At 72.3% G+C, this 16600-nt stretch carries 16 protein-coding genes; 15 read left to right on the forward strand and 1 reads right to left on the reverse strand.

Annotated features, from left to right (window positions below):
* Positions 1–63 precede the first annotated feature (63 nt).
* From FHU40_RS17820 to FHU40_RS17835, 4 genes are all read left to right on the forward strand, one after another.
* The gene (locus tag FHU40_RS17820) at positions 64–858 is read left to right on the forward strand and encodes an ABC transporter ATP-binding protein (protein WP_183593558.1); all 795 of its coding nucleotides are present in this window, start codon (positions 64–66) and stop codon (positions 856–858) included.
* 2 nt (positions 859–860) lie between these two features.
* Positions 861–3392 carry an FtsX-like permease family protein gene (locus tag FHU40_RS17825; RefSeq protein ID WP_183593559.1) on the forward strand — a complete coding sequence of 844 codons (2532 nt, stop codon included), beginning with the start codon at positions 861–863 and terminating at the stop codon, positions 3390–3392.
* A 110-nt stretch (positions 3393–3502) separates the two neighbouring features.
* Positions 3503–4600, forward strand: coding sequence for a flippase-like domain-containing protein (locus FHU40_RS17830; protein ID WP_183593560.1), 1098 nt, complete (start codon positions 3503–3505; stop codon positions 4598–4600).
* Complete coding sequence (locus FHU40_RS17835) at positions 4518–5720, forward strand: NAD(P)/FAD-dependent oxidoreductase (protein ID WP_183593561.1); 1203 nt, start codon at positions 4518–4520, stop codon at positions 5718–5720. Before FHU40_RS17830 ends, FHU40_RS17835 begins: the two co-directional genes overlap by 83 nt.
* A 178-nt stretch (positions 5721–5898) precedes the next feature.
* On the opposite strand, the gene FHU40_RS17840 is transcribed toward FHU40_RS17835, so the two are convergent.
* Positions 5899–6585: a DUF4389 domain-containing protein gene (locus FHU40_RS17840; RefSeq protein ID WP_183593562.1), complete on the reverse strand. Its 687-nt coding sequence runs from the start codon at positions 6583–6585 to the stop codon at positions 5899–5901.
* A 225-nt stretch (positions 6586–6810) separates the two neighbouring features.
* Between FHU40_RS17840 and FHU40_RS17845 the strand changes: the two genes are divergently transcribed.
* From FHU40_RS17845 to FHU40_RS17895, 11 genes are all read left to right on the forward strand, one after another.
* A complete protein-coding gene (locus FHU40_RS17845; RefSeq protein ID WP_183593563.1) occupies positions 6811–7011 on the forward strand; it encodes a DUF1918 domain-containing protein in 201 nt (66 codons plus the stop codon).
* Positions 7012–7160: 149 nt separating this feature from the next.
* Complete coding sequence (locus FHU40_RS17850; protein WP_183593564.1) at positions 7161–7763, forward strand: hypothetical protein; 603 nt, start codon at positions 7161–7163, stop codon at positions 7761–7763.
* A 242-nt stretch (positions 7764–8005) separates the two neighbouring features.
* Positions 8006–8968 (forward strand): universal stress protein, encoded by a 963-nt coding sequence (locus tag FHU40_RS17855; protein ID WP_183593565.1) that lies wholly within the window; start codon positions 8006–8008, stop codon positions 8966–8968.
* Positions 8968–9477 carry a hypothetical protein gene (locus FHU40_RS17860; RefSeq protein ID WP_183593566.1) on the forward strand — a complete coding sequence of 170 codons (510 nt, stop codon included), beginning with the start codon at positions 8968–8970 and terminating at the stop codon, positions 9475–9477. Before FHU40_RS17855 ends, FHU40_RS17860 begins: the two co-directional genes overlap by 1 nt.
* A 228-nt stretch (positions 9478–9705) precedes the next feature.
* Positions 9706–10407 carry a hypothetical protein gene (locus tag FHU40_RS17865; protein ID WP_183593567.1) on the forward strand — a complete coding sequence of 234 codons (702 nt, stop codon included), beginning with the start codon at positions 9706–9708 and terminating at the stop codon, positions 10405–10407.
* A 126-nt stretch (positions 10408–10533) separates the two neighbouring features.
* Positions 10534–11118 (forward strand): copper chaperone PCu(A)C, encoded by a 585-nt coding sequence (locus FHU40_RS17870; protein WP_183593568.1) that lies wholly within the window; start codon positions 10534–10536, stop codon positions 11116–11118.
* Positions 11115–12353, forward strand: a complete 1239-nt coding sequence (locus FHU40_RS17875) for a Dyp-type peroxidase (RefSeq protein ID WP_183593569.1) — start codon at positions 11115–11117, stop codon at positions 12351–12353. The genes FHU40_RS17870 and FHU40_RS17875 overlap by 4 nt, the downstream gene beginning before the upstream one ends.
* A 16-nt stretch (positions 12354–12369) precedes the next feature.
* Positions 12370–13158, forward strand: a complete 789-nt coding sequence (locus tag FHU40_RS28415; protein WP_183593570.1) for a DsbA family protein — start codon at positions 12370–12372, stop codon at positions 13156–13158.
* Positions 13155–13772 carry a vitamin K epoxide reductase family protein gene (locus FHU40_RS17885; RefSeq protein WP_343057914.1) on the forward strand — a complete coding sequence of 206 codons (618 nt, stop codon included), beginning with the start codon at positions 13155–13157 and terminating at the stop codon, positions 13770–13772. The genes FHU40_RS28415 and FHU40_RS17885 overlap by 4 nt, the downstream gene beginning before the upstream one ends.
* Positions 13769–14356 (forward strand): copper resistance CopC family protein, encoded by a 588-nt coding sequence (locus FHU40_RS17890; RefSeq protein WP_183593571.1) that lies wholly within the window; start codon positions 13769–13771, stop codon positions 14354–14356. Before FHU40_RS17885 ends, FHU40_RS17890 begins: the two co-directional genes overlap by 4 nt.
* Positions 14353–16395 (forward strand): cytochrome c oxidase assembly protein, encoded by a 2043-nt coding sequence (locus FHU40_RS17895; RefSeq protein ID WP_183593572.1) that lies wholly within the window; start codon positions 14353–14355, stop codon positions 16393–16395. Before FHU40_RS17890 ends, FHU40_RS17895 begins: the two co-directional genes overlap by 4 nt.
* Positions 16396–16600: the final 205 nt, after the last annotated feature.

Raw genomic sequence — 16600 nt, forward strand, 5'->3', positions numbered from 1 at the left:
GTCCGTGTCGAGGAGGGTCGATGGCCCCTCTCGACGGACCGGCTGGCGGTAGAGGCTGGGGCCATGAGAGGACTGCGGCTTCCAGGCCCGGGACGTGCTGCTCCGGCCGACGTGGACACTGCCGGCGGGGCCGTGCCCGCCGCGCGGGCCGCGCACGCGAGCAGGGTCTACGGGGCCGGAGCGACGGCCGTGGTGGCACTCGACGACGTGACCATCGCCCTGCCGGCCGCGCAGTTCACGGCCGTCATGGGTCCGTCCGGGTCGGGGAAGTCGACCCTGATGCACTGCCTCGCCGGCCTGGACATCGTGACGTCGGGCCAGGTGTTCCTGGGGAACACCGACCTGGCTTCCCTGACCGACCGGCAGCGGACGCTGCTGCGTCGAGACCGGCTCGGATTCGTCTTCCAGTCCTTCAACCTGCTCCCCACGTTGAGCGCGGCGGAGAACATCCTGCTGCCGTGCGACCTCGCCGGACGTCGCCCCGACACGGAGTGGTTCGCCACGGTGGTCGACAAGCTCGCTCTCGCGGATCGGCTCTCGCATCGCCCGGCAGAGCTCTCGGGCGGACAGCAGCAGCGAGTCGCGGTCGGGCGGGCCCTGATCTCACGGCCCGAGGTCGTGTTCGCCGACGAGCCGACCGGCGCGCTGGACTCCAGATCCGGGAGGGAGCTGCTCGGCTTCCTGCGCTCGGTGGTGGACGAGCTCGGCCAGACGGTCGTCATGGTCACCCACGATCCCGGCGCCGCCGCGTACGCCGACCGTGTGGTCTTCCTCGCCGACGGCTCGGTCGTCGAGGAGATGGAGGGGCCCACCCGAGATCTGGTGCTGGCGACGATGGGGCGGCTGGGGAGCGGCTGACCGTGGTCCGCTTCTCGCTCCGAGCCCTGCTGGCCAACAAGGTCCGGCTGCTGCTCACCGTCGCCTCGGTGACGGTCGGCGTCGCCTTCGTGGCCGGCACCTTCGTGCTGTCGGACACGATGGTGAAGGCGTTCGACGAGCTCTACGCCGGGCTGACCTCCGGCACTGACGTCGTCGTGCGGTCGGAGAGCGCGTACGACGCCGACGTCACCACCACGGGTGGGCAGGTGCGCCCTCTCGACGACGACCTGGTCGCGCGCGTGCGCGCCGTGCCTGGTGTCGAGGTCGCGGAGGGATCCGTGTTCGGCTTCGCGCTCATCATCGACCGGAAGGGGGAGCCCATCCAGCCCGGCGGCGCTCCTACCTTCGGCACGAGCATCGCCGAGGACCGTCGTCTCTCCGGCGCCGGGTCGATCCGAGAGGGTCGCGCGCCCGAGGGCCCGCACGAGGTGGTGGTCGACGCGCGGACCGCGGCCAAGGCGGGCTTCCGGGTGGGCGACGACGTCGACGTCGTCCTCCAGGACGGCCGGCGCACGTTCCGGCTGGTCGGCATCGTCGGCTTCGGCGAGACCGACAGCCTGCTCGGCGCGACCATGGCCGGCTTCGACCTCGGCACCGCTCAGCGGATGCTGGGCAAGCCCGGCGTCGTCGACGAGATCGACGTCCGTGCGCTGGGCGGCGTGAGTGCCGAGACCCTGCGGGACCGCATCGCAGAGGCACTTCCCGACGGCGTCGAGGCCGTCACCGGCGACCAGGCCGCCGACGAGGGCACGGCGGCGGTCGAGGACGCCCTCGGCGTGTTCACGACGGTGCTGCTCGTCTTCGCCGGAGTGTCCCTGCTCGTCGGGACCTTCGTCATCTGGAACACCTTCACGGTCCTCGTCGCCCAGCGCCGGCGCGAGGTGGCACTCCTGCGTGCCGTCGGGGCAACGCAGCGGCAGGTGCTGGGCGGAGTCCTGTTCGAGGCGACCGTGGTCGGCGTCGTCGCCGGCGCCGCGGGCCTCGCCGCGGGCGTGGGCCTCGCGGCCGGGATCCGGTCGCTGCTCGGCCTCGTCGGCGTCGATGTGCCCACCACGTCGGCGGCTGTCGAGCCGCGCACGGTGCTGGCCGCGTTCGCCGTCGGGCTCGGTGTCACCGCGGCGGCCGCGCTGCTGCCCGCCTGGGCGGCCGCCCGCGTCGCGCCCATGGAGGCCCTCCGGGAGTCGGGCCCCGCCGACCGGACCGCCGGACGCGTGCGGCACGTTGCGGGGTGGACGATCCTCGGCGTGGGCGCCGCGATGCTGGCAGCGGTCTCGGTCACGGCCGACCGGCGATGGTGGACGGCGCTTGCGGCGCTGACGACGTTCGCCGGTCTCGTGGTCGTCGGTCCGATGCTGGCGCGGGGCATGTCGCGGCTGGTCGGGTCCGGCAGGAGCACGGCCTGGCGGATCGCGGCCCGGAACATCGCCCGCAACTCGCGGCGAGCGGCGGCAACGGCCCTCGCGCTGGCCATCGGCCTGGCCGTCGTGACCGCGGTGGCGGTGGCGGCGTCGTCGCTCGAGGACTCCGTCTCGGAGGCGGTCAGCGGGGGGAATCGCGCGGATCTGGTCCTCGAGCCCGCGGGTGCGGGGATGGGCATCAGCTCCTCGGTCGCCGCGCTCCTACGGTCGCGCGACGACGTCCGCGACGTGGTGGAGCTGCGAGAGTGGGGAGCGGAGGTCGGCGGTGAGGAGCACCTGATCACCGCCCTCGACACCGCGGGCCTCGACCGGGTGATCGACCTGGGGATCGAGAGCGGCAGCCTCGACGACCTGCGGCCGGGCCGGATGCTCGTCAGTACCGCGGCGGCGGACGACCTCGACGTGGGGACCGGAGACGCCGTCGTCGTCACCTTCCCGGAGACGGGCAGGCGCGTGATGCGAGTCGCGGGCACCTTCGACCAGGGCAGCCTGATCAACGCGTCCTACGTCATCACGATGCCGGACTACGACGCCAACGTCACCTCGAGGCTCGACGGCGCGATCCTGCTCAGGACCGTGTCCGGCCTCGACCCAGACCGGGCCAAGGAGCGCATCGAGGCCGCGGTCGCCGACTATCCCAACGTCACCGTGAACACGCCCGCCGACCTCACCCGGAGGGCGCAGGACTCCGTGAACCAGCTCCTCGGCATCGTCACCGCGCTCCTGCTGCTCGCGGTCGTGATCGCGGTGCTCGGCGTCGTCAACACACTGGTGCTCTCGGTGACCGAGCGGAGCCGGGAACTGGGTCTGCTGCGGGCCGTCGGCGCGACCAAGCGCCAGGTGCGTGCGATCGTTCGACGGGAGTCCGTCCTGATGTCGCTGCTCGGTGCCCTCTGTGGCGTGGTTCTCGGTACCGCGGTCGGTGTCGCTCTGGCCCGGGCACTGGCAGAGGAGGGCATCACCACCGTCAGCGTGCCGGTACTGACGCTCGCGGCGTACGTGGTCGTCGCGATCGTGGTCGGCGTGCTCGCGGCGGTCGGTCCGGCCAGACGGGCGAGCGGGGTCGACGTGCTCCGGGCGGTCTCCTCGGAGTGAGGGACCGGGGGAGGCATCCGATGCGGCACGGGGTCGGGGTCGCTGAGCCGGTCCCGGTCTCGGGCGTCCTGTGGTCCTGGCTGCGCGGGGCTGGCCTGGTCGTGGTCACAGTGGCTGCCGTCGAGTACGGCCTGGTTCCCTTCTTGGCCCGCGCGAGGAGCGATCTCGTCGTGCTGGAGGCGGCCGTGTGGCCGCTCCTGCTGGTCGCCGGGGCGTTGGAGGTGATGTCCCTCGCGGCATACACGCGACTGACTCAGACGCTGCTCGAGCCGGACCAGCGACTGACCTTCGGCACCCAATGGCGCATCGACCTGGCCGGCTACGGGCTCGGGCATGCACTACCAGGCGGCGGTGCCACCGCAGGCGGCCTCCGCGTGACGCTGATGACGGATCGCGGCGTCAGCCCCGCGAGTGCGCTCGCCCTGACCGTCGTGCAGTTGGCGCTATCCGCGCTGGGGCTGGCGGCGGTCTGGCTGCTGGGGGTGCTCATGGCCGTGCCGCGCACGGGCGTCACGATGACTCTGGTCCTGCTGCTGGCGGTGACTGCCGCCGCGTTGGTCGTGCTCGAGACCGCTCCGCATCGTTCGGCGGCCTCGCCCCGATTCAGCCGCGCGGGCCGGCGGGTACTGCGAGTGCTGGTGCCCCTTCGGTGGCGCGCGCAGGTCCGGGCGGCGGTCGCGACCGGTGCGGTCACTCTGCGCGACGGCCGGGTCACCCGCTCCGGTGTCGCGTGGGCGATCCTGAACTGGCTCCTCGACTCGATCTGTCTGTGGGTGTGCCTGCGAGCGTTCGGTGCCGTGGTGCCGATCGAGGTGGTCATCGCCGCCTACGGGCTCGCCAACACGGTCGCTCTGCTGCCCGTGACGCCGGGAGGCATCGGCATCGTCGAGGGACTGATGATCCCCGCGATGGCTACGACCGGCGCCTCCGCAGGCGCCGCGGTGGCTGGAGTCCTGACGTGGCGGCTGTTCCAGTTCTGGCTGCCGATCCCGGTCGGTGCCCTGTGCTGGGTGTCGCTGGTTCGACTCGCGGGCCGGGGTCCCGACCGGGCGCGGACCTTCGGCCCTGGGGCCGGGTCGGTGCCCGGCGTAGACCCGAACCAGGAACTGTCGAGAGGAGCCCGTGATGAGCAAGAAGGTGCTGGTCCTGGGGGCCAACTTCGGAGGGATGACCGCGGCCCTGAAGGTGAAGCACGAGCTGGGCGATGACGTCGACGTCACCGTCGTGTCCGAGAGTGACCGATTCCTGTTCACGCCCAGCCTGATCTGGCTGCCGTTCGGCAAGCGGACCGCCTGTGACATCACCTTCGACGTCGCTCCCACGCTGGAGCACCACGGCATCGACTTCGTGCACGCCGCGGCGACCGGGATCGACCCGGTCGCGCGGACCGTGAGCACGAACGACGGTCGAGTTCGTGCCTACGACTACCTCGTCGTCGCGACCGGCTACCGGAACAACGACGACGTCGTCCCCGGGTTCCGCGAGCACGCGCGCACGATCACGACGCTGTCGCGGGCTCAGGAGACGGGCGTAGCGTGGCAGGCCTTCCTCCAGCGGCCGGGTGACGTCGTCATCGCGGCGACCCAGGCTGCCGGCTGCTTCGGGGCGGCGTACGAGTTCCTCTTCAACACGGCCTACCAGCTCAAGAGGGCCGGCCTGCGCAAGGAGGTCCGGCTCACCTATGTCACCGCGGAGCCGTTCCTCGGTCACTTCGGCATCGGCGGACTGCCGCACGGTGAGCAGTTGCTCGGCATGTTCCTGAACCGACAGGGCATCGAGTCCCGCGTCTCGGTGGGGATCGACCATGTCGCCGAGGACGCGCTGGTGCTGGCCGACGGCGAGGAGCTCCCGTTCGCCTTCGGCATGGTGGTTCCACCCTTCCTCGGTCAGGAGTTCCTGACGCACACCGTGGGACTCACCGACGACAAGGGCTTCGTGCCGGTCCGGCCGACGTACCAGAGCGAGAAGCTCGACGACGTGTACGCCGTGGGCGTGGCAGCCGCGGTCACCGTTCCCTGGACGACGCCGGTACCGGTGGGCATCCCCAAGACCGGCTTCCCGACCGAGGCGCAGGCCGCGACGGCCGCCGCCAACATCGCTGCCCAGGTGCGCGGAGAGCCGCCCGTCCACGAGAAGCCGTTCGGGAGCATCCCCGCCGTGTGCGTCATGGACGCCGGCAACAACGGAGTCGTCATCCTGGCCGACAAGATGCTGCCGCCACGCAAGCACGGCGTTCTCATCCCCGGCCCGCAGTCACACGCGATGAAGCTCGCCTTCGAACGCTACTTCCTCTGGAAGATGCGCAACGGCTACGTGCAGCTGCCCTGACGGGCCGTGCGTGCCGTGTCGGCCGGTCCTGGTGTCTCGCTTGGTCCGACGGGTGAGCCCGTGCCGCTCGAGTGCGTCCGCGTCCAGCGGTCGGGATCCTGCTCGAGTGCGCGGCACCGTCGACCTACCACCCTTGCCCGCGGTGGTCTGGACGCGACCGTCGGGCACCTGGCGAGGCTCAGTGTCGATGCGCGGTCACCCCGGGGTCCTGACCGCCGAGGTCGAGTCGGAAGGGTGGATACTCGTCGGTCATCAGGGCGGCGTACGCGGCGACGCGCAGTCCCCATCTGTTGATGCCGAGCACGAGATCGAAGATCGAGCGCGGGTAGCTGCCGGTGAACAGCAGTGCGACGGCGGCGAACAGCACCAGCAGGCCGAGCAGGCCCGGGCTCCACCATGCGGGTGACGCGTCGGCCGCGGCCTGACCGCCGAGGTAGATCCCACCACTGAAGAAGACGCCGACGATCAGGTAGTGCGGGATGGCGAGCAACCACCACTTGACGAGAACCAGGCCACGCGAGAGGTGATCCGGGTAGTCGATCTCGAGCCGGGCGGGGTAGTCGGTCACGTCGGCGAGGGTGAAGGGCGGATAGCGGTCCGTCCCCAACGCCCCGTACGAGTAGTAGTCGACCCGCCAGCTCCAGCGCAGGACCCCGACGTTGAAGTCGAAGAGCCGCCGTGGGTAGCGGCCGGTGACGAGGATGGCGATGAAGGCCGCGACACTCACCACCACGAACGCGATCCACAAGAACACGAGGACCAGGTAGTGGGGGAGCGCCAGCAGCCACTTCACCAGCCACAGCCAACGTCGAAGTCGGGGGTCGAGGCTGCCGTCGACCCGCAGCGGATACGTGGTCGTGCTCATGTCGCTCTCCCATCCTCGTCGGGGATTCAGCGTCGCCGGCCGACGCGATGTCGGCCAAGGGCCGAATGTCCGACGACGTCGCGGACCACAGCACGGACGATCCAGGGTCCGTGGGCCCTAGGTCCCGGCGCGCCCGTGCCCCTGGGCCATGGCCGGCGACCACCCGTTCCGCGAGGCTGCTGGGGTGGCCGGACACCTGTTTCGGTCCGAAGGTGAGGTGCGGCGATGTTCGCTCGGGTAGGTGACCGTCTGATGGTGCGCAGCACGCACGTCGGCGGTCCGATCAGGGATGGGGAGATTCTCGAGGTGCGTCACGGCGACGGGTCACCGCCGTACCTCGTCCGGTGGTCCGACACGGGTCACGAGGCGCTGGTCTTTCCCGGACCGGACGCGGAAGTCCAGCACTTCGACCATCACGTCTCCTAACACGTTCGTCGGGGACGACGGCTTCGGTCGCACGACCGGGCGAGCGATCGGTCATGCCTTCCCACGCCGACCGGCCAGACCATGGCGGCGGCCGCGCATCCGTCCAGCGTTCGCTGCCGGGCGCTCTCCGGCCGGAGGAGGTCTGAGACATGTCGCTCGAGGAGTCGGCACCTCGGTCCGCGACCGTGGACGTCTACTGGTTGTCGCTCGGCGCCGGCGACAACACGCACTGTGTCCGGCGCAACGGTCGGATCTTCGAGTGGGTCGTCGCGAGGCATCAGCACCGCGAGCCGCTCGACCTGTACCACGCTGCGCTCGAGGTTCGGATCGGCAGGGACAGATTCACCATCGAGATGGCTCCCGTGTGGACCGCAGGGTCCCCCGACCGTGGGGTGGTGGCCGATGGTCCCGTCGGGATGAGGTGGCTCGGCAGGTGTCCGCTCTTCCGATACGAGATCCGTTGCTGGCGAGAGGGAGCCATCCCCGATGTCGCCGAGGCCGTGGAGAGTCCTCAGCGCCTGCCCACCGATCCGGCTCGTGCCGCGCGCCTGATCTCGCTCGCGCCGAGATTCCCGACCGCTACCTGGGGTCGGGACGAGCTCGGCACGGGCGACATGTGGAACTCCAACTCCCTCGTCTCGTGGCTGCTCGTGCGTTCGGGCCACGACGTCGCATCCCTGCATCTCCCCGCGCACGGGCGCGTCCCGGGCTGGATGGCGGGCCTGGTCGTCGCAGCACGAGACCCGGGCTGATCCGTCCGCGGCACTCGGCGACACGCCGCCGCCTCGGCCGCCCTCGCCGCCTCGATCCAGCGCAGGCGGATGAGCGTTCGCAGCGGTCGCCCGACCGGCCGAGACGGGTCCGGTGGCCGTGTTCAGCTGTCGCTTGCGGGTGATCGCGGACTCCGCAGACCCTCCGAGCAGAGGTCCTAGGTCCCGGTGTCCGAGGCCCAGCGGCGGTGTCGGTGGCGCCTCGGATCGGCACATGGTGAACCATGAACACTTCTTCGGCCGACACAGCGCCGATCGTCGTCGGCATCGACGGGTCGTCGCACAGCAGCCGTGCGGCCTGGTGGGCCGGCAACGAGGCGGCCGCCAGCCATAGGCCACTGGTGCTCGTGCACGTCGCCGACGACCGACACGCCGAGCCGGCCGGTGCCCGTCGCTGGGGGCACGGAGCCGGGACGACGCTGGGCCCGTCGCTGAGGGACGACCTCCTGGCGCAGGAGGTCGATCGTGCCGCGGCTGGGCATCCGGGTCTTGACGTCACGACGCGCGTCGTCCCCGGCGACCCCGTCGGGGTCCTCCTCGACTCGGCCCGGTGGGCGCGGATGATCGTGGTCGGCTCTCATGGACGCGGCGCGAGGCACCGACTGCTCGGCTCCGTCAGCGCCCAGGTCGCGCAGCGCGCAACCTGTCCCGTCGCCATCGTCCGCCCGGAGCCGCTCGGCGGGCCGGGACACGGTGTGGCGGTCGGGATCGATGGGACCCCGGACTCGCTTCCCGTACTGGCGGCCGCCTTCCGCATCGCCGCGGCCTCCCACCTCCGCCTGACGGTGATCCACTGCATCTCCCGCGCCATGAGGGCAGCGCACCGCACCGTCACCGATCCGGCTGGACCGGACCTCGGACACTCCGAGGCCCTGGTAACGGGGTTGATCGCGGGACTTCGTGAGCAGTACGCCGACGTGCACGTGGAGATTCAGGTGCGACGGGCCGACCCTGCGGACGCACTTCGGGACGCCGGCGCCGAGATGGACATGCTCGTCATCGGGCGTCACGACGAGGGACGGCATACCTCGTCGAGCACGAACAGCCTCATGCGGCATCAGATCCGCCACGCGCTGACCACGATCGTCGTGGTTCCCACCGGGGTCCAGGAGGCAGGGGCGGAGGATGAACCGGCTGCGGGGTCGGTCGGCGGCGGAGTGACGACCGAGCCGACGAAGGCGACGTGATGGATGTCGGCCGGGTACTCCCCGTCGTCTGGGTCGGGCTCGGGACGATCGTCGTTGTCAGCGGCCTCGCTGCCGCGCACAGCCGCCGTGCCTACACGGTCGGGCTGAGCGCGGTCAGCGTGCTGTGGGTCGTGGCTGGTGCGGGCGCCAACGGCTATTTCCTGGCCCGCGGAGACGACTACGCCGGGTTCGCCGGCGGCGCGTCCACGTCCTTCGTCCGCGAGACCTGGGAGTCCGTGGTCGTCCCGCACCACACGCTCTTCATCGGGTTGCTGATCGCCTTCGAGGCGACGGCCGGCGTGCTCGTGCTGATCGAGGGTCGACCTCGGGAGGCAGCGCTGGTGGCGCTGATCGCCTTCAACGTGGCGTTGATCGCGTTCGGGTGGGGCTTCCTGGTCTGGTCCGTGCCGATGGCCATGGCGCTGGGTCTGCTCCTGAGGGTGGAGCGCGCTCGGCGTCACCACGGTCGAACGGTTCTGCAGGGGCCGGCACGCGCGGCCGTCGGATGACCCGCCACCGCGTCCCCGCTCGTCGTTGAGCCCTCGTGGTGTGGGGCCGCTACTCCTCCCCGTCGATCCTGCGGCGACGGTCGCGCGCCGACGAGGAGGGCTGCCGGGAGGCGATGCGGGGACCGCCACGACGGAGCCGTCGGCGCAAGCTGCTTGGGCGGGTGCCCCGGAGCCTGCCGGGACCGTAGCCCCGGAAGCCCGCCGCGGTGCGCATGAGAAACTCGAGGTATGCACCCCCGCGTCGATCCGTGGCTCGTGTGGCCGCGTGCGTTCTGTGTGGGTGCCGTCGCGTTCACGTTCGGGGTGGTCGGCCACGTCACGGCCGACGGGCTGCTCCCGGGACCGTTGCTGCTCGCCGTCGTGCTCGGCCTGTCCGTGCTGCTCTCGGTGCCGATGCTCGCGCGTCCGGCCGGCCGGCTCCGGCTGGTCGCGATGCTGGTCGGTGGCCAGATGCTCGTGCACCTGGTCCTCACGCTCAGCGCCGGGCACCGTGGCGACGTGACCGGGGTCGCGTCGGGCCGCCCGGTGCCGGCCGGGCTGAGGTCGCTCCCCGTCGTCGACGGGCGCCGGGTGGGCTCGCTCCAGGACGCCTACCAGGGGATGTCCGGCCAGTCGGTCGGCGGCACGACCCCGACGCTGCCGATCGGCCACCTCGTCAGCGACCTGTCGGCGCACGCGCCGATGATGGCGGTGCACCTCGTGGCGGCCTCGGTCGTCGGGCTGTGGCTGGCGTACGGCGAGCGCTGCCTCTGGACGGTGCTGGCGCTGACGGGCCGTCGGGTGCTGGCGGCGTCGTGGGCGCTCGGCCCGGTTCCCGGCGCACCGCGGCCGGCCACGCGCAGCGCGTACGCCGAGCTGCCCGTCGTCACGGCCTCGTGGTGGCAGGCGCGGCCGCACACGCGCCGAGGGCCGCCGGCGCTCGCCTGCTGACCGCACCGCCGGCTCCCCGCCAGTCCCTGGCGTCGTGAGAGGCACGGCGTGCGGTCGCGCACGCCACCCCGCCGCCCCTTCCCGGGCCGCGGGGCATTCGCCCTTACTCACGAACAGGAATCATCGATGCTCCACACCCGCCTGGCGGCGGCGCTCGGCGCCGCCGTCCTCACGCTCACCCTCGGCGCCTGCGGCGACGACTCGACCGAGGGCTCGAGCGCCGCGGACCCCTCGTCCGCCTCGCCAACCGACGCCGCGGCCGGCTCCGCCGACATCGAGGCGGCGTCGCTCTCGATGCGAGACCCGTGGGTCAAGTCGGCCGCGACGGGCATGACGGCCGCCTTCGGCACCCTCGTCAACGCCGGCGACAGTGACATCACGGTCACCGCCGCGACCAGCGACGTCGCCACGACCACGGAGCTCCACGAGACCGTCCAGAACGACGACGGCGCCGTCGCCATGCAGCCCAAGGAGGGTGGCTTCACGATCCCGGCCGGCGGCGAGCACGAGCTCGCACCGGGCGGCGACCACCTGATGCTCATGGACCTCGGTCGGGCTCTGAAGCCGGGGGAGGCCGTCACCATCAGGCTCGAGCTCGAGGACGGCAGCACGACCGAGGTCGACGCCACCGTCAAGAAGTTCACCGGCGCCGACGAGAAGTACCAGGACCACGACATGGCCGACATGGACATGGGTGGCTCGGGCTCATGACCGACGACGCCCCCCGCCGCTGGGGTAGGCGTCAGCTGCTCCAGACCGGTGCCGTCGCCCTCGGGGGCGCCGGCGCCGGCTGGTCGGCCGCCGCCGTGGCCCTGCCGGCCGAGCACTCCGACGCCCCGGGTGCCGCGGACGACGGAGCGACGCCGTACGCCGCCTCGCCGGGCACGAGCACGGTGGCGTTCCACGGCCCCCACCAGGCCGGGATCGCCACCCCCGCGCAGGCGCACCTCAGCCTGCTCGGGCTGGACCTGCTGCCCGAGGTGCGGGCCGAGGGGCTCGGCCGGCTGCTCACCCTGATCAGTGACGACGCCGCTCGGCTGGCCCGTGGCCTGCCCGCGCTCGCCGACACCGAGCCCGAGCTCGCCACGACCCCGGCCCGGCTGACGGCGACGTTCGGGCTGGGGCCGCGGGTGATGTCGGACCTGCTCGGCTCCACGGTCGCCGTCCGGGCTCTTCCGGCCTTCCGGACCGACCGCCTGGACCTGGCCTGGGGACAGACGGACCTCGCGGTGCAGCTCTGCGCCGACGACCCGATGGCCGTCGCGCACGCGCGGCGGATGATCCTCAAGGACGTCTCCGGGTTCGCCCGGGTGCGGTGGATCCAGGACGGCTACCGCCACGCCCACGGGGCGGTGCCCGACGGCACGACCATGCGCAACCTGATGGGCCAGGTCGACGGCACGGTCAACCTGGCCGAGGCGATGCCCGACTTCGCCGACCTGGTGTGGTCGGACGAGACCGGCTTCGAGGGCGGCACCTTCATGGTGGTACGCCGGATCCGCGCGCGCATGGAGTCGTGGGACCGGGTCGACCGGGTCGGTCGTGAGGCCGCCGTCGGGCGCCGCCTCGCCGACGGGGCACCACTCACGGGGACCTCCGAGCACGAGGAGCCCGACTTCGAGGCCGTGGACGACCTCGGCTTTCCGGTCATCGACCCGGCCAGCCACATCGCCCGCGCCCGCAGCGCCGATCCGCGCGAGCGCTTCCTGCGCCGCGCCTACAACTACACCGTGCCCGATCCGAGCCGACCCAGCGGCGAGGACAGCGGCCTCGTCTTCATCGCGTTCGCCGCCGACGTCGACCGCCAGTTCGTCCCCGTCCAGCGTCGCCTCGCCGAGCTCGATCGACTCAACGAATGGGTCACCACGATCGGGTCCGCTGTCTACGCCGTCCCGCCGGGTGCCGCCGAGGGCGAGTACGTCGCCGAGCGGCTCCTCGCCGTCTGACCTTCCAGGAGCAGTCATGAGCAAGCAGAGCAAGAAGAAGCCGAACCTCCCACCCGTGCCCGCGGAGCAGCGGGCCGCGAGCGCCGACCGCCGGGCGGCGGCCGCGCAGCTCATGCAGCAGCAGCGTCGCCGGGACCGGCGCCGGACGGTCCTGATCCAGGTCGCCGTGGGCCTCGTCGCGGTCGTCGCGGTCGTGGCCACGACGCTGGTCGTCCTGAGCCAGCGGGACGGCGACGGCGCGGTGGCCACGACCCCGCCGGGCCTCACCGAGGACGGTGCGGTCCGCTTCGGCGCCGCCGACGCACCCGTCACCCTTCAGGCGGTCGAGGACTTCCAGTGCCCGGCCTGCCGGCAGTTCGAGCAGGCGAACGTCGACCTGCTGACGTCCTACCGGGAGGGCGACCAGGTCGCCGTCGAGTACCGCCCGATCGCGTTCCTCGACCGGATGTCGACCACCGGCTACTCGACCCGCGCCCTCAACGCCTCCATGTGCGTGCTCGAGGACGCCGGCAAGGACGCCTGGCTGGCGATGCACCAGTCCCTCTACGAGCAGCAGCCGCCGGAGGGCGGCGCCGGCCTGCCCGACGACCAGCTCGTCGGCATGGCCGAGGACGCCGGCGCCGGCGGCGCCGTCGAGGGCTGCATCGACGACGGCCGGTACGACGACTGGGCGGCCCAGCAGACCGCGGACGTCTTCAGCGGCGAGGTCAGCGGCACGCCGACGGTCTTCGTCAACGGCACGAAGCTCGGCGGCACCGACACGGCGTCGATCCAGAAAGCTGTCGCCGAGGCTGGTGCGAAGTGAGCGACCGGCCCGACGAGGTGGGCGGCGTGGTCGACGCGAACGAGCCGGTGCGGGTCCGCGGCTTCGGCGCGGGACTCGTCGTCCTCGGCGTGATCGGCCTGCTCGCCGCCTTCACCCTCACGGTGGACAAGTTCCGCCTGCTCGAGGACCCGACGTACACCCCGTCGTGCAACCTCAACCCGGTGCTGTCGTGCGGGTCGGTGATGGTGACCGAGCAGGCCTCGGCGTTCGGGTTCCCGAACCCGCTCCTCGGCCTGATCGGCTTCAGCGTCGTGGTCACGATCGGCGTGGTGCTGGCGACCGGGACGCGGCTGCCGCACGGGATCATGGTCGGGCTGGCAGTCGGCGCCGCGGCCGGGCTCGCGTTCGTCCACTGGCTCGCCTTCCAGAGCCTCTACCGGATCGATGCGCTCTGCCCCTGGTGTATGGTGGTGTGGGCGGTGACGATCCCGATCGCGGTCTGGTCGGTGCTGGTGGCCCTGCGGCTGCGCGGGTCGCACCGTCTGGTCGAGGGCCTGTGGTCGGTGCGGTACCTCATCGTGCTGTTCTGGTACCTGGTGATCCTCGTGCTGATCCTGGTGCGCTTCTGGGACTACTGGAGCACCCAGCTGTGAGCGCCGCGATCCGTACCGTCGTCCGAGCCCTCACCGGCGCACTGCTCGGAGTGCTGGCGCTGGCGGTGCTGCCGGCGGCACCGGCCGCCGCGCATGCGGCTCTCGTGTCGTCGTCGCCGGCGCAGGGTGACCGGCTCCGGGTGCTGCCCGCCGAGGTGACCTTCGAGTTCAACCAGGACATGTCCGCGCCGGCGTACGTGATCGTGACCGCGCCCGACGGCTCGTCGGTGACCGACGGCGATCCGGAGGTCGACGGCGCGGTGGTCAGGCAGGCCGTGTCGGAGGGGCCGGAGGGCACGTACACCATGGCCTACCGAGTCGTCTCCGAGGACGGCCATCCGGTCACGGGTGAGATCGCGTTCACCGTCGGCGACGGGGGACCGGACCCGACCGGGACGCCGTCCGCGGCGGCGCCGTCCGAAGCCACGCCGGAGGCGGGTGGTCCGGCCCGGTCGACCGCAGATCCCGCACCGGGGCAAGGTGACTCGTTCGCCCGACGGCACGTCGTCGCGATCGCGGTCGGTGCCGCGCTGTTCTCGGCCGCCCTGCTCCTGCTGCTGCTCGCGCGGCGTACCGAGCCGTGACGGCGCCCTCCGTGCTCTCCGGCCGCCGCACGGCCCTCGGAGGGATCGTCGTCCTCGGCCTGGGGGCGCTGGTCGTGCTGCTGCTCCTCGGCGGTGGTGCGCCCCGGCCCGAGCCGGCCGGGCTGCCCGACCCGGGCCCGTGGACGGGGTGGGGGCTGCCGGTGCTCACCTACCTGGGACTGCTGCTCGGGATCGCCGTCGTCGGCGCCCTGCTGGTGCCCCCGCTGACGATGCCGGGTGGCGGCGAGCTGGGCGGCCGGGCCTTCCGAGCGGTCCGCACGGTCGGACCGCTCGCCCTGGCGTGGTTCCTGGTCACCGTGGGCGTGCTGGTGCTGACCTACTCCGACCAGTTCGCGGTGCCGGTGCGGCACGTGCGGCCTGAGGAGGTCTGGGGCTTCGCGCGGGGCGTCGACCAGGGTCGGGCGCTGCTGGTCCAGGCGGCGCTCGCGCTGGTGATCGCGGCCGCCAGCCGCTTCGCCCTGACGGCGCGTGAGGTGGGAGTGCTGCTCGTGCTCGCCGTCGCCACGCTGATGCCGCCGGTCTTCACCGGCCACTCCGCGGCCGCCGGCAGCCACGACACGGCCGTCGTCAGCCTGCTCCTCCACGTGGGTGCCGCGGGCGTCTGGGTCGGTGGGGTGGTCGCGCTCTGGTGGCACCTCGGGTCCGCCCCGGCGCTCCGAGCGGTCGCCGCCCGCAGGTTCGCCCGGGTCGCCACGTGGTGCCTCGGCGTCACCGCGGTCTCCGGCGTCGTGAACGCGCTGGTCCGGCTCGGTGGCCCGACGGGCTTCGTCACCAGCGACTACGGCCGTGGCGCCCTGGTGAAGGTGCTCCTCCTGGGGGTGGTCGCTCTCGTCGCGTTCTTCAGCCGGGAGGTCGCCCTCGGGCGGCTCGCGCAGGACGGCCGGGGCTGGCGGGACCTCACGGTGCTCACCGGCATCGAGGTCGGCGTCCTGGCCGTCGCGACCGCGCTCGGCGTCGGGCTCGGCCGCACGCCGCCGCCCGTGGGGGAGATCTACACCTCGCTGGCGGAGAGCCTGCTGGGCGGTCCGGTGCCGCCCGCCCTGACGCCGTACCGGCTGCTGACCGAGCTCACGCCGTCGGGCATCGGCCTGGCGATCCTCGGCCTCGGCGGCACGGCGTACGCCGTCGGGGTGCTGTCGCTGCGCCGACAGGGCGTTCGCTGGGGTGCCGGGCGCACCGTGTCGTGGTACCTCGGCCTCGCGCTGGTCGGCTACGCGACCATCGGCGGCCTCGGAACCTACTCCCACGCGATGTTCAGCGCGCACATGGCCGCCCACATGGTGCTCTCGATGATCGCGCCGATCCTGCTGGTGCTGGGCGCGCCCGTGACGCTCGCCCTACGGACGCTGCCGGGTGCCGACGCGCCCGGCGGGCGGGGACCGCGACACTGGCTCTCCGGGGTGCTCCGCTCGCGGCCGGTGCGGGTCCTGACGCACCCGGTCGTCGCCGCGATCCTCTTCGTCGGCAGCCTCTACGCGATCTACTTCAGCACGCTCTTCGAGGCGCTGATGAGGAACCACCTGGGCCACGCCTTCATGGAGCTCCACTTCCTGCTCGTGGGATGCCTCTACTTCGAGGTGCTCGTCGGCAACGCGCCCGTGCCGCGTCGTCCCTCCCACTTCGCCCGGCTCGGGCTGCTGCTGGTCGTGATGCCGTTCCACTCGTTCTTCGCCATCGCGGTGATGAACGAGTCGACCGTCATCGGTGGCGGGTACTACCGCCTGCTGGACCGTCCGTACGCGACCGACCTGCTCCAGGACCAGTACGTCGGCGGCTCCCTGACCTGGGCGTTGGGCGAGGTCCCGATGGTGCTGCTCCTCATGACGCTGGTCATCCAGTGGTACCGCAGCGACGCGCGGGAGGCCGTGCGCCACGACCGGCGCGCGGACCGGGACGACGACGCCGAGCTCGTGGCTTACAACCGGATGCTGGGCGGACTGGCCGCGCACGACGACGAGCTGCGCACCGTCGATCGGGGTGCCGTCGATCGGGGTGCCGGGGGTGCCGGGCGGCGGTGAGCAGGCAACCGTTCCCCGCGCCGGAACGGTTGCTGACGCACCGCCGCCCGGACCCCGACGCGCGGTCCGACATGACCGGCGGCTGTCAGGTGCAGTCAGACTCGATAGCCCGCCCGACACCCCGGCATTTTGGCCCGTTCGGGCTATCCCTCGGTGGTCAGGTCCGGCCTAGGGTCAGGGGCGCGGGCTGGGGACCCTCGATGCG

The organism is Nocardioides soli (assembly GCF_014191495.1).
In the GTDB taxonomy this organism is placed as follows: Bacteria; Actinomycetota; Actinomycetes; order Propionibacteriales; family Nocardioidaceae; genus Nocardioides; species Nocardioides soli.